The sequence below is a fragment of the Aestuarium zhoushanense genome (genome assembly GCF_056431045.1).
On record NZ_JBWKMA010000023.1, the window covers coordinates 335,248 to 352,508 of the forward strand.

A 17,261-nucleotide genomic window follows, 5' to 3' on the forward strand; every position below is an offset into this window, starting at 1 on the left:
CTCTCTCCTGATTGCGGGCGATGCGCCCTAGATAGAGGTCCACATAGCACTATGATTTTTCATCAGAAAAGGCGGCTTTGTCGCAGTTAGCGCAATCATTTTCGTGTTAGCGCAACCATTTAGCGCGACCATAGTCGAGTGTGACCCGAAAGTCCTCGAACGGGTTTTTTTGGCACAATCATGTTGCCGCAAACATAGCCGAATTCAGTTTCTGATTGATTCGCTCAGCCAAAAAAGGGACAACGGTCTCAAAAAAGAGCAGTATAAAAAATCAGGCTGAAGAGGCGACACCCCATGCATCGTATTGCGTTGGTCGATGACGACCGGAATATTCTAACTTCTGTAGCAATGACCCTCGAAGCCGAAGGCTTTGAGGTCGAGACATATAATGACGGCCAGCAAGCGCTGGACGCTTTCAACAAAAAATTGCCCGACATGGCAGTGCTGGACATTAAGATGCCCCGCATGGACGGCATGGACCTCTTGCAGCGTCTCCGCCAGAAAACCACGATGCCGGTGATTTTCCTCACCTCCAAAGATGACGAAATCGACGAGGTATTGGGGCTTCGCATGGGCGCTGACGACTACGTCAAAAAGCCCTTCAGCCAGCGTCTTCTGGTCGAACGCATCCGAACCCTTCTGCGCCGTCAGGATGCCATGAACGGCATCACGCCCGAAGAGGTCGACGAAAGCAACAAGGTGATGGAACGTGGCCCGCTGACCATGGACCCCCTGCGGCACGCCGTAAAATGGAAGGGTCGTGATGTATCGCTGACCGTTACCGAATTTCTGTTGCTGCAAGCACTGGCCCAGCGCCCCGGCTTTGTTAAGTCGCGTGACCAGTTGATGGACGTTGCTTACGACGATCAAGTCTACGTCGACGACCGGACTATCGACAGCCACATCAAACGTCTGCGTAAAAAGATGCGTCAGGTAGACGACGAGTTCGGTGCGATCGAGACCCTCTACGGCATCGGTTACCGTTACAACGAAGAATAAGACATGAACTCGTCTCCCAAAATTGACGTTCGTGATCTCCGCTCGGTTCGAAAGGCCGCAGCGGACACGGATGTCTATTTGGGTGATGAGTATGTTTCGCCAGAAACAACGCTCGACCGAGAGATCGTAGACAGGCGACGCCGTCGTGGCGTGATTACCCTGAACCGATCACCGCTCGCCCGCAAAATTATCACGTTTAACCTGCTGGCTATTATGGTGCTGGTCAGTGGTGTGCTTTGGATGAACCCGTCCCGCGACAACCTCGCGTTTCAGCGGGCGAACGGGCTGGTCAATGAGGCCGAACTCATCGCTGATGTGTTCGAAGCTCAGCTCCCCGATGCGGCCCCCGTTAACCTACTGACAGGTGACGGTATCGACGCGACCGCGACCTTGCAGGGCTTGGACCTTCGCGGCGGTGTTAAGGTCTATATCTTTGATCCGTCGGAAACCTTAATCGTGACGGCGACCGCCACGATGGGCCCCGACGTGACGGGCCTCAATACCAAAGGCGGCGGCACCATCATCACCGACTTCCTCAACGGCGCGTGGGAGGGGCTTGCAAGCCTTATTTCACCCCGTTCCGCTGAACAAACGGTTGTAGACCCCGAAGTCGCAGCGCAGACTTCGGTCGCGGATGCGCTTGCCAATGGCACACGCGTGCATTCCGAACACGATAGCGCAGGCCGCACGGTGTTCCGCGTGAGCACGCCAATCCTTCAGGGCAAAACCCCCGTGGGAGTTGTCGTTCTGCAAGGAGCCGCTGGCGAACTCGACATCTTGGTCCGTCGCGAACGTGAACAAGTTTTGCAGATGTTTGTGATCGGCATCTTGGTGTCCATCGGTCTATCGCTCATCCTCGCATCCACAATTGCGAACCCGCTTTCAGACCTTGCCGCGGCGGCAGAGGCAGGACGTGACCGCAACGCACGGAAAATGTCACCCGGCAGGGTCCGCATCCCCGACCTGACCGCCCGCCCCGATGAAATTGGTCGCCTGTCGGGCGCACTTCGCGGCATGGTCGCGGCCCTTTACGATCGGATTGAGGCCAACGAACAGTTCGCCGCCGACGTTGCGCATGAGATCAAAAACCCGCTCGCGTCACTCCGTTCCGCCGTGGGCACGATGCGCGTTGCGAAACGCGACGATCAGCGGGAAAAACTGCTCGAAGTGATTGAGCACGACGTGATTCGCCTTGACCGTCTGGTGAGCGACATCTCCAACGCGTCACGTCTGGATTCCGAACTCGTCAAAGAGGACGAAGAAGATTTTGATCTTCTCAAAATGCTCGGCAACCTTAATGAATTCTTGGGTGATCAGGCACGTGACAAAGGGATCGAATACCTCACCGACCTCCCCAAAGAGTCCATCACCATCACTGGTCTCGAAGGCCGTTTGGCACAGGTCTTTGTGAACCTCATCACCAACGCGATTTCGTTCTGTGAAGACGGTGACGCGATCCGCGTATGGGCCCGCAAACGCGAAAACCGCGTTCTTGTAGTGGTCGAGGATACCGGCCCTGGCATCCCTGACGGCGCGTTGACCAAGATATTTAAACGCTTCTATTCCGAACGCCCCGAAGGCCAATTCGGCAACAACTCTGGCCTCGGCCTCGCGATTTCGAAGCAGATCGTCGAAGCACATGGCGGCGTGATCTGGGCCGAAAACATCCGCCCGACCGATGCAGATATCACCTCTGAGCCGCTCGGTGCGCGGTTCGTGGTTGGTCTTCCGGTTTAAGAGGTGTCTGACTCGCTTTGCCTCCACGCATCTTGCGTCGCTTATGATGGCCGTGCGGTTCTCATCCTCGGGAAATCTGGCACTGGAAAATCTAGCCTAGCCCTCCAACTTCTCGGTCTTGGGTGTGATTTGGTGGCGGATGACCAAACCCTGATCGATCCAGACCTGACGGCACGGTGCCCCGATACCATTGCTGGCAAAATCGAGGCAAGAGGTGTCGGAATTTTAGCTGCACCTCATGTCACGGCTAAGATCACGCTCGCCGTGGATTTGGATACGGAAGAGACCGAGCGTCTGCCCGCATGGCACAACCTACACCTTCACGACGCAGACATACCACTTTTGCGCAAGTCAAACGCCATTCACTTCCCTTTTGCGATCCTGCAGTATCTCAAACATGGGCGGACCGACTAAGCGAGATATGACATGACGTCGAAGCAGAGCATTATCCTTGTCACTGGTCCATCTGGTGCAGGTCGCACGACAGCTGTTCGCGCACTCGAGGATATCGGCTTTGAAGTCATCGACAACATGCCCCTCTCACTCATCGATCGCGTGATCGAAGGCCAGCCGCTTGATCGCCCACTCGTTCTTGGCCTCGACGTACGGAATCGCGATTTCACCGTAAATGCGGTCATCGGGGTGATTGACCGTCTGGGACATGATGAACGGTTCGACCTTCAGGTGGTTTATATGGATTGCTCGGACGACGTGCTGATCCGCCGCTTTTCCGAAACCCGTCGGCGCCACCCCCTATCGGTCGAGACTGCCCCGACAGAGGGTATTATCAAAGAAAAAGACCTGCTGATTCCGATCCGAAGCCGCGCGGACATCCTGATCGACACCACGTCGATGACCCCGCATGATTCTCGGGCGGAAGTGCAAAGCTGGTTCCAAAAACCTGACGGCCACCCCCTCGCGATTACGTTGCAGAGCTTTTCGTACAAACGCGGATTGCCTCGCGGGTTGGATATCGTGCTCGATTGTCGGTTCTTGCGTAACCCACACTGGGAACCAGAACTGCGTGCACTGAACGGCCAAGATGCTGCCGTCGTGGAATATATTGCAAAAGACGAACGTTTCGACGCATTCTTCACGAGCGTCAAAGCCATGGCTGCACTATTGCTGCCTGCCTTTGAGGAAGAAGGGAAAACGCACCTCTCTGTTGGCTTTGGATGCACCGGAGGGCAACACCGTTCTGTCGCAATGACAGAACTCCTTGCGAAAGCCCTTGCAGAAGACGGATGGCAGGTGTCAAAACGCCACCGAGAAATGGAACGCCACACGGACAGTGGGGCGGCAGATCGGGGTTAAAACGCGTGATCGGAATCGTGATCGTTGCTCATGGTGGCCTAGCAGGTGAATACCTCGCGGCGATGGAACACGTTGTGGGCCATCAAGCGGGTGTCGTTGCTATCGCAACTCGCCCCGAAGACGACCGTAGCGCCAAACAAGCCGAAATCTGCGATGCCGCCGATTCCGTTGATACCGGTGCAGGCGTTGTCATCGTCACCGATATCTTTGGCGGATCGCCCTCAAACCTTTCGCTGATGGCCTGCGGGCCAAGCAACCGCCGTATTCTCTACGGCATGAATCTTCCCATGCTGATCAAGCTCGCGAAAAGCCGTCAACGTGACGTGCCAGACGCCGTCGAGGCCGCATTGACCGCTGGACGTAAATACATTGATTGCCATCAAGTACAGAGTGACTGACTTCTATGACTGTTTCCCGCCGGCTCCAGATTGTGAACATCAAAGGGCTTCACGCCCGCGCGTCCGCGAAATTGGCCGAAGTGGTCGAAGATTTTGATGCCACTGCCACCGTCTCTAAAGATGGCATGAGCGCATCAGGCGACAGCATCATGGGTCTTTTGATGTTGGCAGCTTCCAAGGGAAGTTTTATTGAGGTCCAAACCGATGGGCCGGCAGAACTTGAGCTTGCCGATGCGATTGAGGCGCTGGTGGCTGACATGTTCGGCGAAGGCAACTGACCTAGGTCAGCCCATCAATTCAAGGACGTGAACTTTGTCAGACGTAACCCCGGACCAAACAGCGGATGAATCCAACGTGCAGGATGGGCAAAAGTTCTATGACCGCCGTAGCCTTACCTACTCCAACACATTCGACAGCGGCCTAAAGCGTAACTTTATCCGCGCGGTCGAATGGCTGACGGGCAAGATCACGATCATCCAGCGTGTTAAAAAATTCGAACGTCTTGGCGCTCCAACGGGTCAAGCATTTTGGCCTGCAACCATGGAAGCCATGGGGATCGAGCTGCAAACCCCGCAGGATCAGATCGATCGCATTCCCGCTGAAGGCCCTGTTGTGTTTGTCGCGAACCATCCGCATGGGCTCGTCGACGGGATGATCCTTGCAGACCTTATTGGGCGTCGCCGCGATGATTACCGCATTCTGACACGCTCTTTGCTGACAGGCATCGACGAGAGCGCAGCGAGCTACATGATCCCCGTGCCCTTTCCGCATGAGGAAGACGCGCAGCGTAAAATGATCGAGATGCGCAAAATCGCGATGGAGCATCTGGCGAAAGGCGGGTTGATCGCACTATTCCCATCGGGCGTCGTCGCTGCAGCGAATAAACCCTTCGGTCCCGCGATTGAGGCGGAATGGAACGTCTTTACCGCAAAGATGATCCGCACGTCGGGCGCTACGGTCGTGCCTTGTTATTTCCCGGGATCAAACTCGCGAGCCTACCAAATCGCGAACTGCATTTCGCCTACGCTTCGTCAGAGCTTGCTTTTGCACGAAGTGGCACATGCGTTCGACAAACCGCAAAAACCAATCATCGGAGAGCCGGTCTCTGCCGCGGAAGCCGCCGAGCGCAGCAAAGACCCGCGTGCGTTTATGGCGTGGCTGCGTGAACGGACACTGTCTCTCAAGGAATGAGCCTAGCTCAAACCGTCCTCGTCCAATAACGTTCGGCCCTGACGGTCCTCAACCTCGATCACCCAAAGATCGCTGTCAAAACTGCGCTGTTTCGCGACAGATACATCCACGTCTTGCTCAGTACCCTCGGCCAGCACCATCCATGTGCGCTCTCCGGTCATCATATCGAACGACCGTTGAAACGCTTTGGCATTGCCATCCAGCGTATTAAGCTTAATCAGAACAGCGCCCGCGGTTTCGTCACCGCGTGCCACGACAAACGCAGGAATATCAGCCAGCCTGAGCCGCGTTAGATAGGCCGAAACCCAAACGCCGCTGGCCAATCTCACGCGTTGCCGTCCTTAAAGTCGAGGCCCATTTCGGTGTAACGGTCTTTCTCTTCGAGCCAGTTCGGGCGCACCTTCACCTGCAGGAACAGGTGAACCTTACGGCCCAAGAACTCTTGCAGCTCTTCGCGTGACGCTTTGGATACGGCCTTAGCAGTCTCGCCACCCTTGCCCAGAATGATGCCCTTGTGGCCATCGCGTGACACATAGACCACCTGATCGATGCGGGCGGTCCCATCAGGACGTTCCTGCCAATGCTCTGTCTCTACGGTCAACTGGTAGGGCAATTCCTGATGCAAACGCAGTGTCAGCTTTTCACGGGTGATCTCTGCCGCAATCATGCGGAGCGGCAAATCCGCGATCTGATCCTCGGGATACAGCAACGGTCCAGCAGGCACCTGATCCGACAACCATGTCTTCAGCGCCGCACAGCCGTGGCCCCGCTCTGCCGAGATCATAAAGGTCTCTTCGAACGGAAATGCCTCGTTCATTTTCTGCGACAGTTCCAACAGGTCTTCGGCTTTGACGCGGTCGATCTTGTTGATGGCAAGAGCCACTTTGGCTTTGCCAACCCGTTCAGCGAGCGCCTCAAGGATCGCTTTAACACCGTCGGTCAATCCGCGATGCGCCTCGATCAAAAGCACGACGACATCGGCGTCAGATGCACCACCCCATGCAGCGGCAACCATCGCACGGTCCAGCCGACGACGCGGGCGGAACAGGCCAGGGGTGTCGACAAACACGATCTGTTTGTTGTCGCCTTCCATCGCAACACCGCGGATGCGGGCGCGGGTGGTCTGAACCTTGTGCGTCACGATCGACACTTTCGCGCCAACCATCCAGTTCAGAAGCGTGGATTTTCCAGCGTTCGGTTCGCCAATCAGCGCGACAAAACCTGCGCGGGTCTGAGTTTCGGTCATGATGATACCTTTGCAAGCAGCGACTTCGCTGCGGCCTGTTCGGCTTGTCGTTTCGAGCCGGCGGTTGATCGCTCTGCTTCACCGCTCTCCAATTGGACTTCGATGGTGAAGATCGGCTGGTGATCGGGTCCGTCGCGGCCCACCTCTACATATTTTGGCGGGGTCTGACCACGTCCTTGTGCCCATTCCTGCAAAGCAGTCTTTGCATCGCGTGCGTCTTCTTCAACGGAGTTGATACGTTCACCCCAAAGCCGCAAGATTGTTGCCCGCGCTACGTCGAAACCCGCATCTAGGTAAACCGCAGCAATCACGGCTTCCATCGCATCGCCCAAAAGCGCCTCTTTGCGACGACCGCCAGACTTTTGTTCAGAGCGTCCGAGTTTCAGCACAGCCCCGATATCCAGTTCGCGTGCTACGGCGGCGCAGGTCTCTTTGCGGACCAGCGCGTTAAACCGAGGAGCGAGAACACCTTCGGAGGCAGTCTTATCCGCAAGGAACAGCGCCTCAGACATGACGAGCCCCAGAACGCGGTCGCCGAGGAACTCCAAACGCTGGTTGTTATCGCGATGGGGCGACGACATCGACGGATGCGTCACCGCCCGAACCAATAGTTCAGGACGCGAAAACCGGTGTCCCAGTCGAGCGCTGAAGGACTCCAATTCACCAGACAACTTCATCGTACAGCTTTCAAAAAACGCCCAAGGCGCCAATTCCAGATCAGGGCGGGGCTCTGCCCCTCAAAGGAGTAGAGTATCCGAACAGCGCGCCCAACAACAGAGCCTTGGCTCACCATCCCAACACCGCCCGCCAAAACAGCGATCCGGCTATCCGCAGAGTTGTCGCGATTGTCACCCAAAACAAAATACCGACCCACAGGCACGCGGTAAATTTCTGTTGCGTCTTGGGGGCCAGCGGGCAGAATGTCCAGCACTTCATACGAGCGCCCTTCTGGCGTTGTCTCGATCAACCGCTCCTTGCGACAGGACGCACCTTGCCCAACCGCACCATTGGCACAGCGCGGCAGGAGCCGGAGAGGCCCTTGGGGAACCATAGACTCTAAGAACGGATCGGTGGTCGACTGCGCCCAAGCAATGCCATTCACCACAACCCGCCCATCCGCGATCTGCACCTCATCACCGGGCAGACCTATCACGCGTTTGAGGTAGACGTCGGTAGATCCATCAGGGCGAAATGCGATCACATCTCCCCGAGATGGATGACGTGACAGGCGGTTCACCGCGATGACGTCCCCAACGTAGAGCGTCGGCTTCATCGATCCCGCGACGATTGTGTATGGGCTCCACGCAATACGGGAGAAAGCGATTGCCGCGAGGCCAAAGGCGAGCACGTATGCCGCCATCCGCAAAGGCGTCATTTCATAGAGGCGACGCTGCCCCTGACCTTTCAAAAGAACGACCAGCATCACAACGGTGCTCACATAGGGCACGAACAACAGTGCAATCACCCAGAACGGCCAACGCATCTCGTTTAATCGCCGGACCGTATGCCCGAGGACAGGAACGACGAGCATCGACAACGCAACCCATGTGGTCACTTCGACGAGGCGGGCGCCTGCACCAAAAAGGTCGAGCAGAAGCAGCGGCGCGGCCACCAAAGCCCACACGCCATAGACTACAAACAGACGCGGGCGCGAAGTGCGCCCGGTCCAATCATAACCGTCTAGGTAAATGCGTATTGGATTATAGGATTGCCGCATCGGTCCTATTCAATTGCTTTAAAGAACCGATCGCTGCGCCATGTCCAAAACGCCAAGATAGACCGCCCAGCAGACGAAAAGATGACCCGATCCGCGCGGCCGACGATATCTTCGCGACGCACAAAGCCTACGCCAGACCCACGCACAGGATCCCATGCAACACGACTGTCGATAGAGTTGTCGCGGTTATCGCCCATGAAGAAATAGTGATCTTCGGGCACGACATAGATTTCGGTATTGTCGGTATCGACGGCTGCCGACACACGGTTTCCATCACGAACGTTTAGGATGTGGTGCGAAACGCCGTTCGGGAGAGTTTCGATATACATATCCTTGATACAGTCGGTGCCTTGCACGTCCATACACTGCGGACGTAGCTGCTGTGGACCCTGCGGACCCGCGACTTCGATGAACTGACCTGCGGGTTCGAGGCCGACAGGCTCCCCATTGATTTGGAGGTGACCGTTGATCACTTGGATGCGATCTCCGGGCATACCAATCAGACGCTTGATGTAGTCTTCGCCCTTGCCGCGATGGCGGAATACGACAACGTCACCACGTTCAGGTTCGCTGCCGAACAGACGGTCGTCAGCCCCCATAAAGGCGCCACAGAAATCATCGGGGCCAAGGTCAATGCCAAGGCTCGGCACTTTAACCGCAGGGCACGACGCATAAGAGTAGCCGTAGGCCATCTTATTCACGAACAAGAAGTCGCCGATCAGCAGCGTGTCTTTCATTGAACCCGACGGGATCCAAAACGGCTGGAACAGAATGGTACGGAATGCGCCTGCGATCAAAAGGGCATAAACAACGGTCTTTACCGTCTCTTTGATGCCCGCCCAGAGGCTGCTTTCTTCGGACATAGTCTGCTCCTGCCAGTTTGTTGAGGTTACATGCTGCCGTGCGTGGGAGGTGTCAACCCGCTGATCGGGCGGGCTTCGATCACGACAAAGGCCTGTGCCCAAGGATGATCGTCAGTGAGAGTGACGTGAATGACGGCTTCGTGACCCTCTGGCGTCATCGCCTGAAGCCGCTCTGCCGCCCAACCCGTCACACGCATAATCGGTTGTCCCGTTCCGAGGTTGGACACGGACATATCTCGCCACGAGATCCCCATCCGAAGCCCCGTGCCCAGCGCCTTTGAGCAGGCCTCTTTCGCGGCCCAGCGCTTTGCATAAGTACCAGCGGTGTCGGCGCGACGTTCGGCTTTGTTCTGCTCTTCGGGCGTAAAAACACGGTTCCGAAAACGGTCACCAAACCGTTCAAGGGTGTTTGCGATACGCTCTATGTTCGCAAGATCAGTTCCGATACCAAGGATCAAGCGCGCGCCTCATCCATCAGGCGGCGCATCTCACCGATCGCATCCGCTAACCCGAGGAAAATCGCCTCGCCGATCAGGAAGTGACCGATGTTCAGCTCCATGATCTGCGGAAGGGCGGCAACTGGCTGCACCGTTTCATAGGTCAAACCGTGGCCAGCATGCACTTCGAGCCCGAGGCCGTCGGCAAACGCGGCCATATCCGTGAGGCGTTTCAGTTCGTCGTCGCGCTCCGCGAATTTACCCTCGGCGTGATAGTCACAATACGCGCCTGTGTGCAGTTCGATGACCTCGGCACCGATGCGGTGCGCGGCTTCAATCTGACGTTGGTCTGCGGCGATAAAGATCGACACACGCGAACCCGCCTCCCGCAGTGGCGCAATGAAATGAGCTAGGCGGTTTTCCTCACGCGCCACCTCAAGACCACCTTCGGTCGTGCGTTCCTCACGTTTTTCAGGGACGATGCAAACCGCGTGCGGCTTATGACGCAAAGCGATGCGCTGCATTTCTTCGGTCGCGGCCATTTCAAAGTTCAGCGGCTTTGTCAGCGCGGCCATCAACCCTTCTATGTCAGCATCCGAGATATGACGCCGATCTTCACGCAGGTGCGCTGTAATCCCATCAGCACCGGCCTCTTCGGCCAGACGCGCAGCACGCACGGGATCAGGATATGCGCTCCCTCGAGCGTTACGCACCGTTGCGACATGATCGATGTTTACGCCAAGGCGCAGTTTACCTTTGCTCATCGGGATCTCCTGACTCGAACCGTTTGGCCGAACCCTAACGACAATTCCGACCGCCGTCAGTGCGATTTTTAGCTTATTTTGTTCAATTGCTTGAGACGGGATTTCAGACGCTTTCGACGGCTGTTCTGATAGACCTTAATCACGGGTAATGTCACGTAATACATGACGACGGCAGCGGTGAGGCCAGGAATAATGGACCCGACCGCAAACGGCAGAAACACATCCTCAAAAAAGATAGAAAGAGCATGCCAATCGGCCTTGGCGTCAGTGAATATCGCTAGAAAATTGTGCCAGAGATCGCTCCACGCTCCGCTAAACTTACCCATGAGCGACACATGAACCGTGCGATCTGGACGCGTTCCAAGCAGGAAATGCCCCATCGTCAGTGACGAAACCGCAATTGGCACATAGGTCAGCGGATTGCCGAAAAACGTCCCGAGCAAGGCGGCAGGCACGTTGCCACGCAATGTCCGCGCAAAAAGCCACGCCATGATGAAGTGCATCCCGAAGAACGGCGTGAAACTGGTAAATACGCCTGCGCTGATGCCGCGCGCGATCTTTTCAGGGGTGTCAGGCAGACGGCGCAAGCGGTGCTTTACATATTCAAACGCGCGGACCCAGCCACCTTTCGGCCAAATCAAGTGCCACAGCGACTGCCAAAGTGGTTTTCTATCGCGCCGCTTGAACACTATTTCCGATCCTCTGACGGCTTGCGGTTTCGGGACGGATCCCGAAGCCGTGCGATCGAAGATACATTACTCTCTGCCTCTAACGCCGTCATGACGCGGTGCAAATGTTCGATGTCGCGTAGGTCGACATCCACAAACAAACGGTAGAAGTCGGGCTTGCGATCGATGAAGTTGAGGTCCGAGATATTCGCAGCCTGCTCCCCAATAATCGTGCAAATCCGCCCCAAAACACCCGCATCGTTGCTGATCGTAAGATCAAGAGTAACGGTATGTTTCGGTTCGTGGCGTCCGTCTTGCCAGTGCAAGTCAACCCAACGTTCTGTCGTGTCCTCGAAATCTACCAGCGACGGACAATCGATCGTATGGATCACGACGCCCTGACCACGATAGGCGATCCCGACAATGCGCTCCCCCGGCACGGGCTGGCAGCATTGTGCGCGGGTGTAGGATTGATCACCTGTTAGACCGACGACCGCCTTGGCGCGCTCAATCTCGTCACCCTTGCGTTCGGCCAAATCGGGATAAATCGCCCGAACGACCTCGCGCGAGGTAACTTCCGCACTACCCAACCGAGCGAGCAGTTCATCAACGCTCTCAAGCGCGAGTGTCTTTGCCGCCGTGCGAAGCGCCTTTTCGGTCGCTTTTTTGCCAACGTTTTCAAAGGCAACGCGGGCCAATTCTTGGCCGAGTTTAATGTAGCGCTCACGATCTTCTTCGCGGAGCGCACGCCGAATAGCCGTTTTCGCCCGCCCAGTGACGGCAATATCAATCCATGTTGCTTCGGGCTTTTGACCTTCAGCAGTGATGATCTCGACCGACTGACCGTTTTTGAGACGAGTCCACAGCGGAACGCGCAAACCGTCCACCTTCGCTCCGACGCAGGCAGCGCCGATCCGCGTGTGGATCGCATACGCAAAGTCGATGGGCGTGCCGCCGCGTGGCAGTTTGTAAACGTCACCCTTGGGCGTGAAGCAGAACACTTGGTCCTGATACATCTCGAGCTTCACAGCTTCGAGGAACTCATCGTGATCCGTGTCATCATCCAGACGCTCGGACAGCTGCGAAATCCAGCGCACGGGATCAACGGCAAAGCGGTTCTCGACACGTTCACCGTTCTTGTACGACCAGTGCGCCGCGACGCCCGTCTCAGCAACCTCGTGCATTTCGCGGGTGCGGATTTGCACCTCAACCCGTTTACCATCACGGCCCGAAACCGTCGTGTGGATCGAGCGATAACCGTTCGATTTTGGTTGGCTGATGTAGTCCTTAAACCGTCCGGGAACCGCGCGCCAACGTTGGTGGATTGCGCCAAGGACACGGTAACAGTCAGACTCCCGCTCGGTCAGGATACGGAATCCCCAGATGTCGGACAGACGGCTAAAGCCCTGATCCTTCTCCTGCATTTTACGCCAAATCGAATAGGGGCGTTTCGCGCGGCCATAGACCTCGGCCTTAATGTCCGCCTTATCCAATTCAATCCGCATGTCGGTGGTGATCTTTTCGATCACGTCGCCGGATTCTTTTTCCAGCATAACATAGCGGCGAAGGATCGATTGGCGTGCATCAGGGTTGAGAACCTTGAACGCCAGATCTTCGAGTTCCTCGCGCATCCACTGCATACCCATACGGCCAGCGAGTGGTGCGAAAATCTCCATCGTCTCGCGGGCCTTTTGGGCCTGCTTTTCTGGACGCATGGATTTAATCGTCCGCATGTTGTGCAGACGGTCGGCAAGTTTGACCAAGATAACGCGCAGATCGCGCGACATCGCCATGAACAACTTGCGGAAGTTCTCAGCTTGTTTTGTCTGGGTAGAAGTCAGCTGAATATTGGTCAGCTTTGTAACGCCATCGACGAGTTCGGCGATTTCACGGGTAAAGAGGCGTTCTACCTCAGAAAAGCTGGCTTTGGTGTCTTCGATCGTATCGTGCAAAAGTGCCGTCACGATCGTCGCGTCGTCCATCTGTTGATGAGCGAGAATACCTGCGACGGCCACGGGGTGGGTGAAATACGGTTCCCCAGAATGACGAAACTGCCCCTCGTGCATTTCGGCGCCAAAGGCAAATGCATTACGGAGCAGTTGTTCATTAGTTCTAGGGTTGTAAGCGCGGACCAGCGCGATCAGTTCCTCGACTGTCGAAATCTGGTCCTGCCCCATAGTTGACTAGAGCCGCGATTAACGCTGGCCCTGCGCCTCCATCAATTGACGAAGAAGTTTCTCTTCGGACATGTCGTCATCAGACGGTTTGTCAGCTTCTGCACCCATCAGAAGCGCCATCGCGTCATCTTCAGGTTCGTCAACTTCGATCTGGGTCTGGTGCGATTCGATCATGCGCTCACGCAGATCGTCAGCCAGCTGGGTTTCGTCAGCGATTTCGCGAAGCGAAACAACGGGGTTCTTGTCGTTGTCGCGATCAACAGTGATCGGGGAACCAGCCGCAATTTCACGTGCACGGTGTGCAGCAAGCATCACCAGTTCAAAGCGGTTAGGAACTTTATCAACGCAATCTTCTACCGTTACGCGGGCCATAAGCGCACTCCACTCTCTGTCGTGTGGTCCTAGGAAGCCCTCCGTTTAGTCGGTCGCCCCCCAAAACACAAGTCGATTCCGAAACGTATTAGGTCACGAGATAGGGACAACTTGATCGATTTCGTCCCGAGGCAATTGTTCAAGCATTTCAAGGACGGTTTTCCCGAGGATCGGGTGTTTCCAGTCGGGTGCAACATCGACCATCGGCACCAAGACAAAGGCGCGATCCTGAAGACGAGGATGTGGTAGCAATAGCTGATCAGGCGCTTCAGCCATCTGTCGGTCGAGTGGCAGGTTGATCCACTGGCTCACTGTCGTTTCATCAGGGCACACCACGTCATCAGCCGCCAGCAAATCGAGGTCGAGCGTCCGCTGCCCCCACCGCACCGTCCGCACGCGACCAAAGTCAGCCTCAATCGCATGAAGCGCGTCCAGAACGCCTTGGATATCGAGTTCGGTTTCCACCCGAATCACCGCATTCGCAAAATCGGGGCCTGCTCCTACTGGAAAACACGGCGTACGGTAATTTTTACTTCTTAAGAATATTTTACCTACACTTTTGGATATTTCACCCATCGACTCATTGAGTAGCTGGTCTGGCGACGTAGAAAGTGACGTTACGTTAGAACCAAGGGCGATGAGCACGTTTCGACGCATAAGTGATCGTATCCTGACTTGCGATAGACAGCCAAACATCTACGTTTGTGCAAGTTTCGTCACAATACATTTCACTCACGGACTTTAGACGGAACGAATTCGGAAGGATTTATTATGTTTTATCGTGACGAGCGATTGGCGCTCTTCATCGATGGATCAAACCTATACGCGGCCGCAAAATCGCTCGGGTTTGACATCGACTACAAGCTATTGCGGAGCGAATTTATGCGCCGTGGTAAGCTGCTTCGTGCGTTTTACTACACAGCCCTGCTTGAAAACGACGAGTATTCACCGATCCGCCCGCTGGTTGATTGGCTGAACTACAACGGCTTCACCATGGTGACCAAGCCCGCCAAAGAATACACCGACAGCATGGGACGTCGTAAGGTCAAAGGTAACATGGACATCGAACTCACTGTCGATGCTATGGAACTGGCCCCTCACGTCGATCACATCGTCCTTTTCTCGGGCGATGGCGATTTCCGTCCGTTGGTTGAGGCCATCCAGCGCAAGGGCGTGCGCGTCTCTGTTGTATCGACGATTCGTAGCCAGCCGCCGATGATCTCGGACGAACTGCGCCGCCAGGCCGACAACTTTATCGAACTCGATGAGTTGAGAGATGTGATTGGTCGCCCTCCGCGTGAACCGCGCGATGACCAACCCGCATCGGCAGACGTTGAATAAAATTGGGCGGGGATTTCCCCGCCCTCTCTTTTTCATCATTCACTTATGCCGCGCCGCTGGACAGGGCCCCACCGTGCGACTACCTCTCTGACTATGACCAAATCGCCTTTGACACTGTATCTCGCTGCACCCCGCGGATTTTGCGCTGGTGTAGATCGCGCCATTAAGATCGTGGAAATGGCGATCGAAAAATGGGGGGCGCCTGTCTATGTGCGCCATGAGATTGTCCATAATAAATTCGTGGTCGACAGCCTACGCGATCAAGGTGCGGTCTTTGTCGAAGAACTAGACGATTGCCCGACAGATAGACCCGTCATCTTCTCAGCCCACGGCGTCCCCAAATCCGTGCCCGCCGACGCCGAACGTCGAAACATGGTCTATGTCGATGCCACCTGCCCTCTGGTGTCTAAGGTTCACATTGAGGCCGCCCGCCATGCGGATGATGGCCTGCAGATGATTATGATCGGCCATGCGGGACACCCTGAAACCATCGGCACCATGGGACAATTGCCCGAGGGTGAAGTCCTCTTGGTCGAAACCGTAGATGATGTCGCTACGGTTGAGGTGCGCGATCCTGCCAAACTGGCCTACGTGACGCAAACCACGCTGTCCGTTGACGACACCAAAGATATCGTCGCTGCGCTGCATACCCGCTTTCCAGCGATTGTCGGCCCCCACAGAGAAGACATTTGCTACGCAACAACCAACCGCCAAGAGGCGGTCAAAGCCATCGCCCCGAAATGCGATGCTCTTCTGGTTGTTGGCGCACCAAATTCATCGAACTCCAAACGCTTGGTCGAAGTCGCAGCAAAGAACGGGTGTTCTTATGCCCAACTCGTCCAACGCGCGTCTGACATTGATTGGCGTGCGCTCGATGGCATTCGCACCATCGGCATCACCGCTGGCGCCTCTGCGCCCGAAGTATTGATCAACGAAGTCGTCGATGCCTTTAGCGACCATTACGACGTGACGGTCGAACAGGTTGTCACGGCCGAGGAAAACATCGAGTTCAAGGTTCCACGTATCCTAAGGGTCCCAGCATGAACCGCATCCCATTCGCGCCTCTTGCTCTCGGCCTCGCGGGCCTGATCCCCTTTATCTTTGGCGCGCTAACGTCGCTCGGTTGGCTGCCATCGGTTTGGGGCATGGGTGGACCGATGTTCACTCTGGCCTACGGGTCGGTCATCCTCTCGTTCATGTCTGGTGTGCTGTGGGGCTTTGCTACAAAGACCACAGGCGCACGCGCCGCTGCGGGCTTTGCCCTCTCGGTGCTCCCCGCACTTTGGGCATTCTTCATGCGCGGTGACACGCTGTTTTCTGCGGCAACCTATCAAATAACGGGCTTTATCGGGCTTCTACTGCTTGATTTTCAGTTCTCGAAATGGGACCTGACCCCGACGTGGTGGATGCGCCTTCGCGTACTCCTCTCCACCATCGTCATTGTCTGCCTTGCGAGCCTTCTACTCTAATGCCTGATCTCTTTGCCTACACAGACGGAGCTTGCTCTGGAAATCCCGGTCCTGGCGGATGGGGCGCTCTCCTTCAGGCGAAATCGGATGGGGCCATTATCAAAGAGCGCGAACTCTTTGGCGGTGAAGCCGACACAACCAACAATCGGATGGAGCTCTTGGCCGCGATCAACGCGCTCGAAGCGCTTGAGCGTCCGTCATCCCTAACTGTCGTAACCGATAGTGCCTATGTCAAAGGCGGGATCACGGAATGGATGTGGGGTTGGAAGAAAAAGGGATGGAAAACATCCACCAATAAACCCGTTAAAAACGAAGACCTCTGGAAGCGTTTAGACGAAGCTGCCCGCCGTCACAAAGTCACGTGGGAATGGGTCAAAGGCCACGCAGGCCACCCAGAAAATGAACGCGCCGATGAACTCGCTCGTCGCGGCATGGCACCATTTAAATCCTGAACTCTGCCTTTGTGCCTCAAATATCCCGGGGGTGAATGGCCGTAGGCCAGAGGGGGCAGCGCCCCATCTTACCGTTTTTTCACCCCGACATGCCGCCCAACTGTTTGACTCTACCT

At 56.0% G+C, this 17,261-nt stretch carries 22 protein-coding genes; 11 read left to right on the forward strand and 11 right to left on the reverse strand.

Translation table 11 applies throughout. From position 1 onward, the window contains the following. Window positions 1–294: 294 nt before the first annotated feature. Genes AC07ED_RS13305 through AC07ED_RS13335 form a run of 7 tightly spaced genes read left to right on the forward strand, consistent with a single transcriptional unit; the run spans window position 295 to window position 5,639 of the window. A complete protein-coding gene (locus tag AC07ED_RS13305; RefSeq protein WP_105234097.1) occupies window positions 295–999 on the forward strand; it encodes a response regulator transcription factor in 705 nt (234 codons plus the stop codon). A 3-nt stretch (window positions 1,000–1,002) separates the two neighbouring features. Then, window positions 1,003–2,736: a sensor histidine kinase gene (locus AC07ED_RS13310; RefSeq protein ID WP_105234096.1), complete on the forward strand. Its 1,734-nt coding sequence runs from the start codon at window positions 1,003–1,005 to the stop codon at window positions 2,734–2,736. A 3-nt stretch (window positions 2,737–2,739) separates the two neighbouring features. Beyond that, the gene (locus AC07ED_RS13315) at window positions 2,740–3,150 is read left to right on the forward strand and encodes an HPr kinase/phosphorylase (protein ID WP_105234095.1); all 411 of its coding nucleotides are present in this window, start codon (window positions 2,740–2,742) and stop codon (window positions 3,148–3,150) included. A gap of 12 nt (window positions 3,151–3,162) precedes the next feature. Further along, entirely contained in the window at window positions 3,163–4,050 is an 888-nt protein-coding gene (gene rapZ, locus AC07ED_RS13320) for an RNase adapter RapZ (RefSeq protein ID WP_105234094.1), read from the forward strand. A gap of 5 nt (window positions 4,051–4,055) precedes the next feature. Then, entirely contained in the window at window positions 4,056–4,448 is a 393-nt protein-coding gene (locus AC07ED_RS13325) for a PTS sugar transporter subunit IIA (RefSeq protein WP_067548106.1), read from the forward strand. Window positions 4,449–4,453: 5 nt separating this feature from the next. Continuing rightward, complete coding sequence (locus tag AC07ED_RS13330; RefSeq protein ID WP_067548103.1) at window positions 4,454–4,726, forward strand: HPr family phosphocarrier protein; 273 nt, start codon at window positions 4,454–4,456, stop codon at window positions 4,724–4,726. A gap of 34 nt (window positions 4,727–4,760) precedes the next feature. After that, window positions 4,761–5,639, forward strand: coding sequence for a lysophospholipid acyltransferase family protein (locus tag AC07ED_RS13335; RefSeq protein ID WP_158664459.1), 879 nt, complete (start codon window positions 4,761–4,763; stop codon window positions 5,637–5,639). A 2-nt stretch (window positions 5,640–5,641) separates the two neighbouring features. Here the strand turns inward: AC07ED_RS13335 and AC07ED_RS13340 are convergent, their stop codons facing one another. The 11 genes from AC07ED_RS13340 to folK all read right to left on the reverse strand — a co-directional run bounded on the left by AC07ED_RS13340 (window position 5,642) and on the right by folK (window position 14,579). Continuing rightward, on the reverse strand, window positions 5,642–5,968 hold the full coding sequence (locus AC07ED_RS13340; protein WP_105234093.1) for a DUF1491 family protein: 327 nt from the start codon (window positions 5,966–5,968) through the stop codon (window positions 5,642–5,644). Beyond that, the gene (gene era, locus AC07ED_RS13345; RefSeq protein WP_105234092.1) at window positions 5,965–6,885 is read right to left on the reverse strand and encodes a GTPase Era; all 921 of its coding nucleotides are present in this window, start codon (window positions 6,883–6,885) and stop codon (window positions 5,965–5,967) included. Before era ends, AC07ED_RS13340 begins: the two co-directional genes overlap by 4 nt. After that, window positions 6,882–7,562, reverse strand: a complete 681-nt coding sequence (gene rnc, locus AC07ED_RS13350; RefSeq protein ID WP_105234091.1) for a ribonuclease III — start codon at window positions 7,560–7,562, stop codon at window positions 6,882–6,884. Before rnc ends, era begins: the two co-directional genes overlap by 4 nt. Beyond that, window positions 7,559–8,602 carry a signal peptidase I gene (gene lepB, locus AC07ED_RS13355; protein WP_105234090.1) on the reverse strand — a complete coding sequence of 348 codons (1,044 nt, stop codon included), beginning with the start codon at window positions 8,600–8,602 and terminating at the stop codon, window positions 7,559–7,561. Before lepB (AC07ED_RS13355) ends, rnc begins: the two co-directional genes overlap by 4 nt. Before the next feature lie 5 nt (window positions 8,603–8,607). Beyond that, window positions 8,608–9,465 carry a signal peptidase I gene (gene lepB, locus AC07ED_RS13360; protein ID WP_105234089.1) on the reverse strand — a complete coding sequence of 286 codons (858 nt, stop codon included), beginning with the start codon at window positions 9,463–9,465 and terminating at the stop codon, window positions 8,608–8,610. A gap of 26 nt (window positions 9,466–9,491) precedes the next feature. Continuing rightward, window positions 9,492–9,923 (reverse strand): holo-ACP synthase, encoded by a 432-nt coding sequence (acpS, locus tag AC07ED_RS13365; RefSeq protein ID WP_105234088.1) that lies wholly within the window; start codon window positions 9,921–9,923, stop codon window positions 9,492–9,494. Next, the gene (locus tag AC07ED_RS13370) at window positions 9,920–10,666 is read right to left on the reverse strand and encodes a pyridoxine 5'-phosphate synthase (protein WP_105234087.1); all 747 of its coding nucleotides are present in this window, start codon (window positions 10,664–10,666) and stop codon (window positions 9,920–9,922) included. The genes acpS and AC07ED_RS13370 overlap by 4 nt, the downstream gene beginning before the upstream one ends. A gap of 68 nt (window positions 10,667–10,734) precedes the next feature. Further along, window positions 10,735–11,307 carry a DUF2062 domain-containing protein gene (locus AC07ED_RS13375; protein WP_353958936.1) on the reverse strand — a complete coding sequence of 191 codons (573 nt, stop codon included), beginning with the start codon at window positions 11,305–11,307 and terminating at the stop codon, window positions 10,735–10,737. A 47-nt stretch (window positions 11,308–11,354) separates the two neighbouring features. Further along, window positions 11,355–13,511 (reverse strand): RelA/SpoT family protein, encoded by a 2,157-nt coding sequence (locus tag AC07ED_RS13380; RefSeq protein WP_478242286.1) that lies wholly within the window; start codon window positions 13,509–13,511, stop codon window positions 11,355–11,357. An 18-nt stretch (window positions 13,512–13,529) separates the two neighbouring features. Next, window positions 13,530–13,883, reverse strand: a complete 354-nt coding sequence (rpoZ, locus tag AC07ED_RS13385) for a DNA-directed RNA polymerase subunit omega (RefSeq protein WP_067548079.1) — start codon at window positions 13,881–13,883, stop codon at window positions 13,530–13,532. A 93-nt stretch (window positions 13,884–13,976) separates the two neighbouring features. Continuing rightward, window positions 13,977–14,579 (reverse strand): 2-amino-4-hydroxy-6-hydroxymethyldihydropteridine diphosphokinase, encoded by a 603-nt coding sequence (folK, locus tag AC07ED_RS13390; RefSeq protein WP_478242288.1) that lies wholly within the window; start codon window positions 14,577–14,579, stop codon window positions 13,977–13,979. Between the two features lie 75 nt (window positions 14,580–14,654). Between folK and AC07ED_RS13395 the strand changes: the two genes are divergently transcribed. From AC07ED_RS13395 to rnhA, 4 genes are all read left to right on the forward strand, one after another. Further along, window positions 14,655–15,224, forward strand: coding sequence for a LabA-like NYN domain-containing protein (locus AC07ED_RS13395; protein WP_067548076.1), 570 nt, complete (start codon window positions 14,655–14,657; stop codon window positions 15,222–15,224). Window positions 15,225–15,317: 93 nt separating this feature from the next. Next, complete coding sequence (ispH, locus tag AC07ED_RS13400) at window positions 15,318–16,268, forward strand: 4-hydroxy-3-methylbut-2-enyl diphosphate reductase (protein ID WP_105234085.1); 951 nt, start codon at window positions 15,318–15,320, stop codon at window positions 16,266–16,268. Beyond that, window positions 16,265–16,693 carry a DUF3429 domain-containing protein gene (locus AC07ED_RS13405; protein ID WP_105234084.1) on the forward strand — a complete coding sequence of 143 codons (429 nt, stop codon included), beginning with the start codon at window positions 16,265–16,267 and terminating at the stop codon, window positions 16,691–16,693. The genes ispH and AC07ED_RS13405 overlap by 4 nt, the downstream gene beginning before the upstream one ends. Beyond that, window positions 16,693–17,145 carry a ribonuclease HI gene (rnhA, locus tag AC07ED_RS13410; RefSeq protein ID WP_105234083.1) on the forward strand — a complete coding sequence of 151 codons (453 nt, stop codon included), beginning with the start codon at window positions 16,693–16,695 and terminating at the stop codon, window positions 17,143–17,145. Before AC07ED_RS13405 ends, rnhA begins: the two co-directional genes overlap by 1 nt. Window positions 17,146–17,261: the final 116 nt, after the last annotated feature.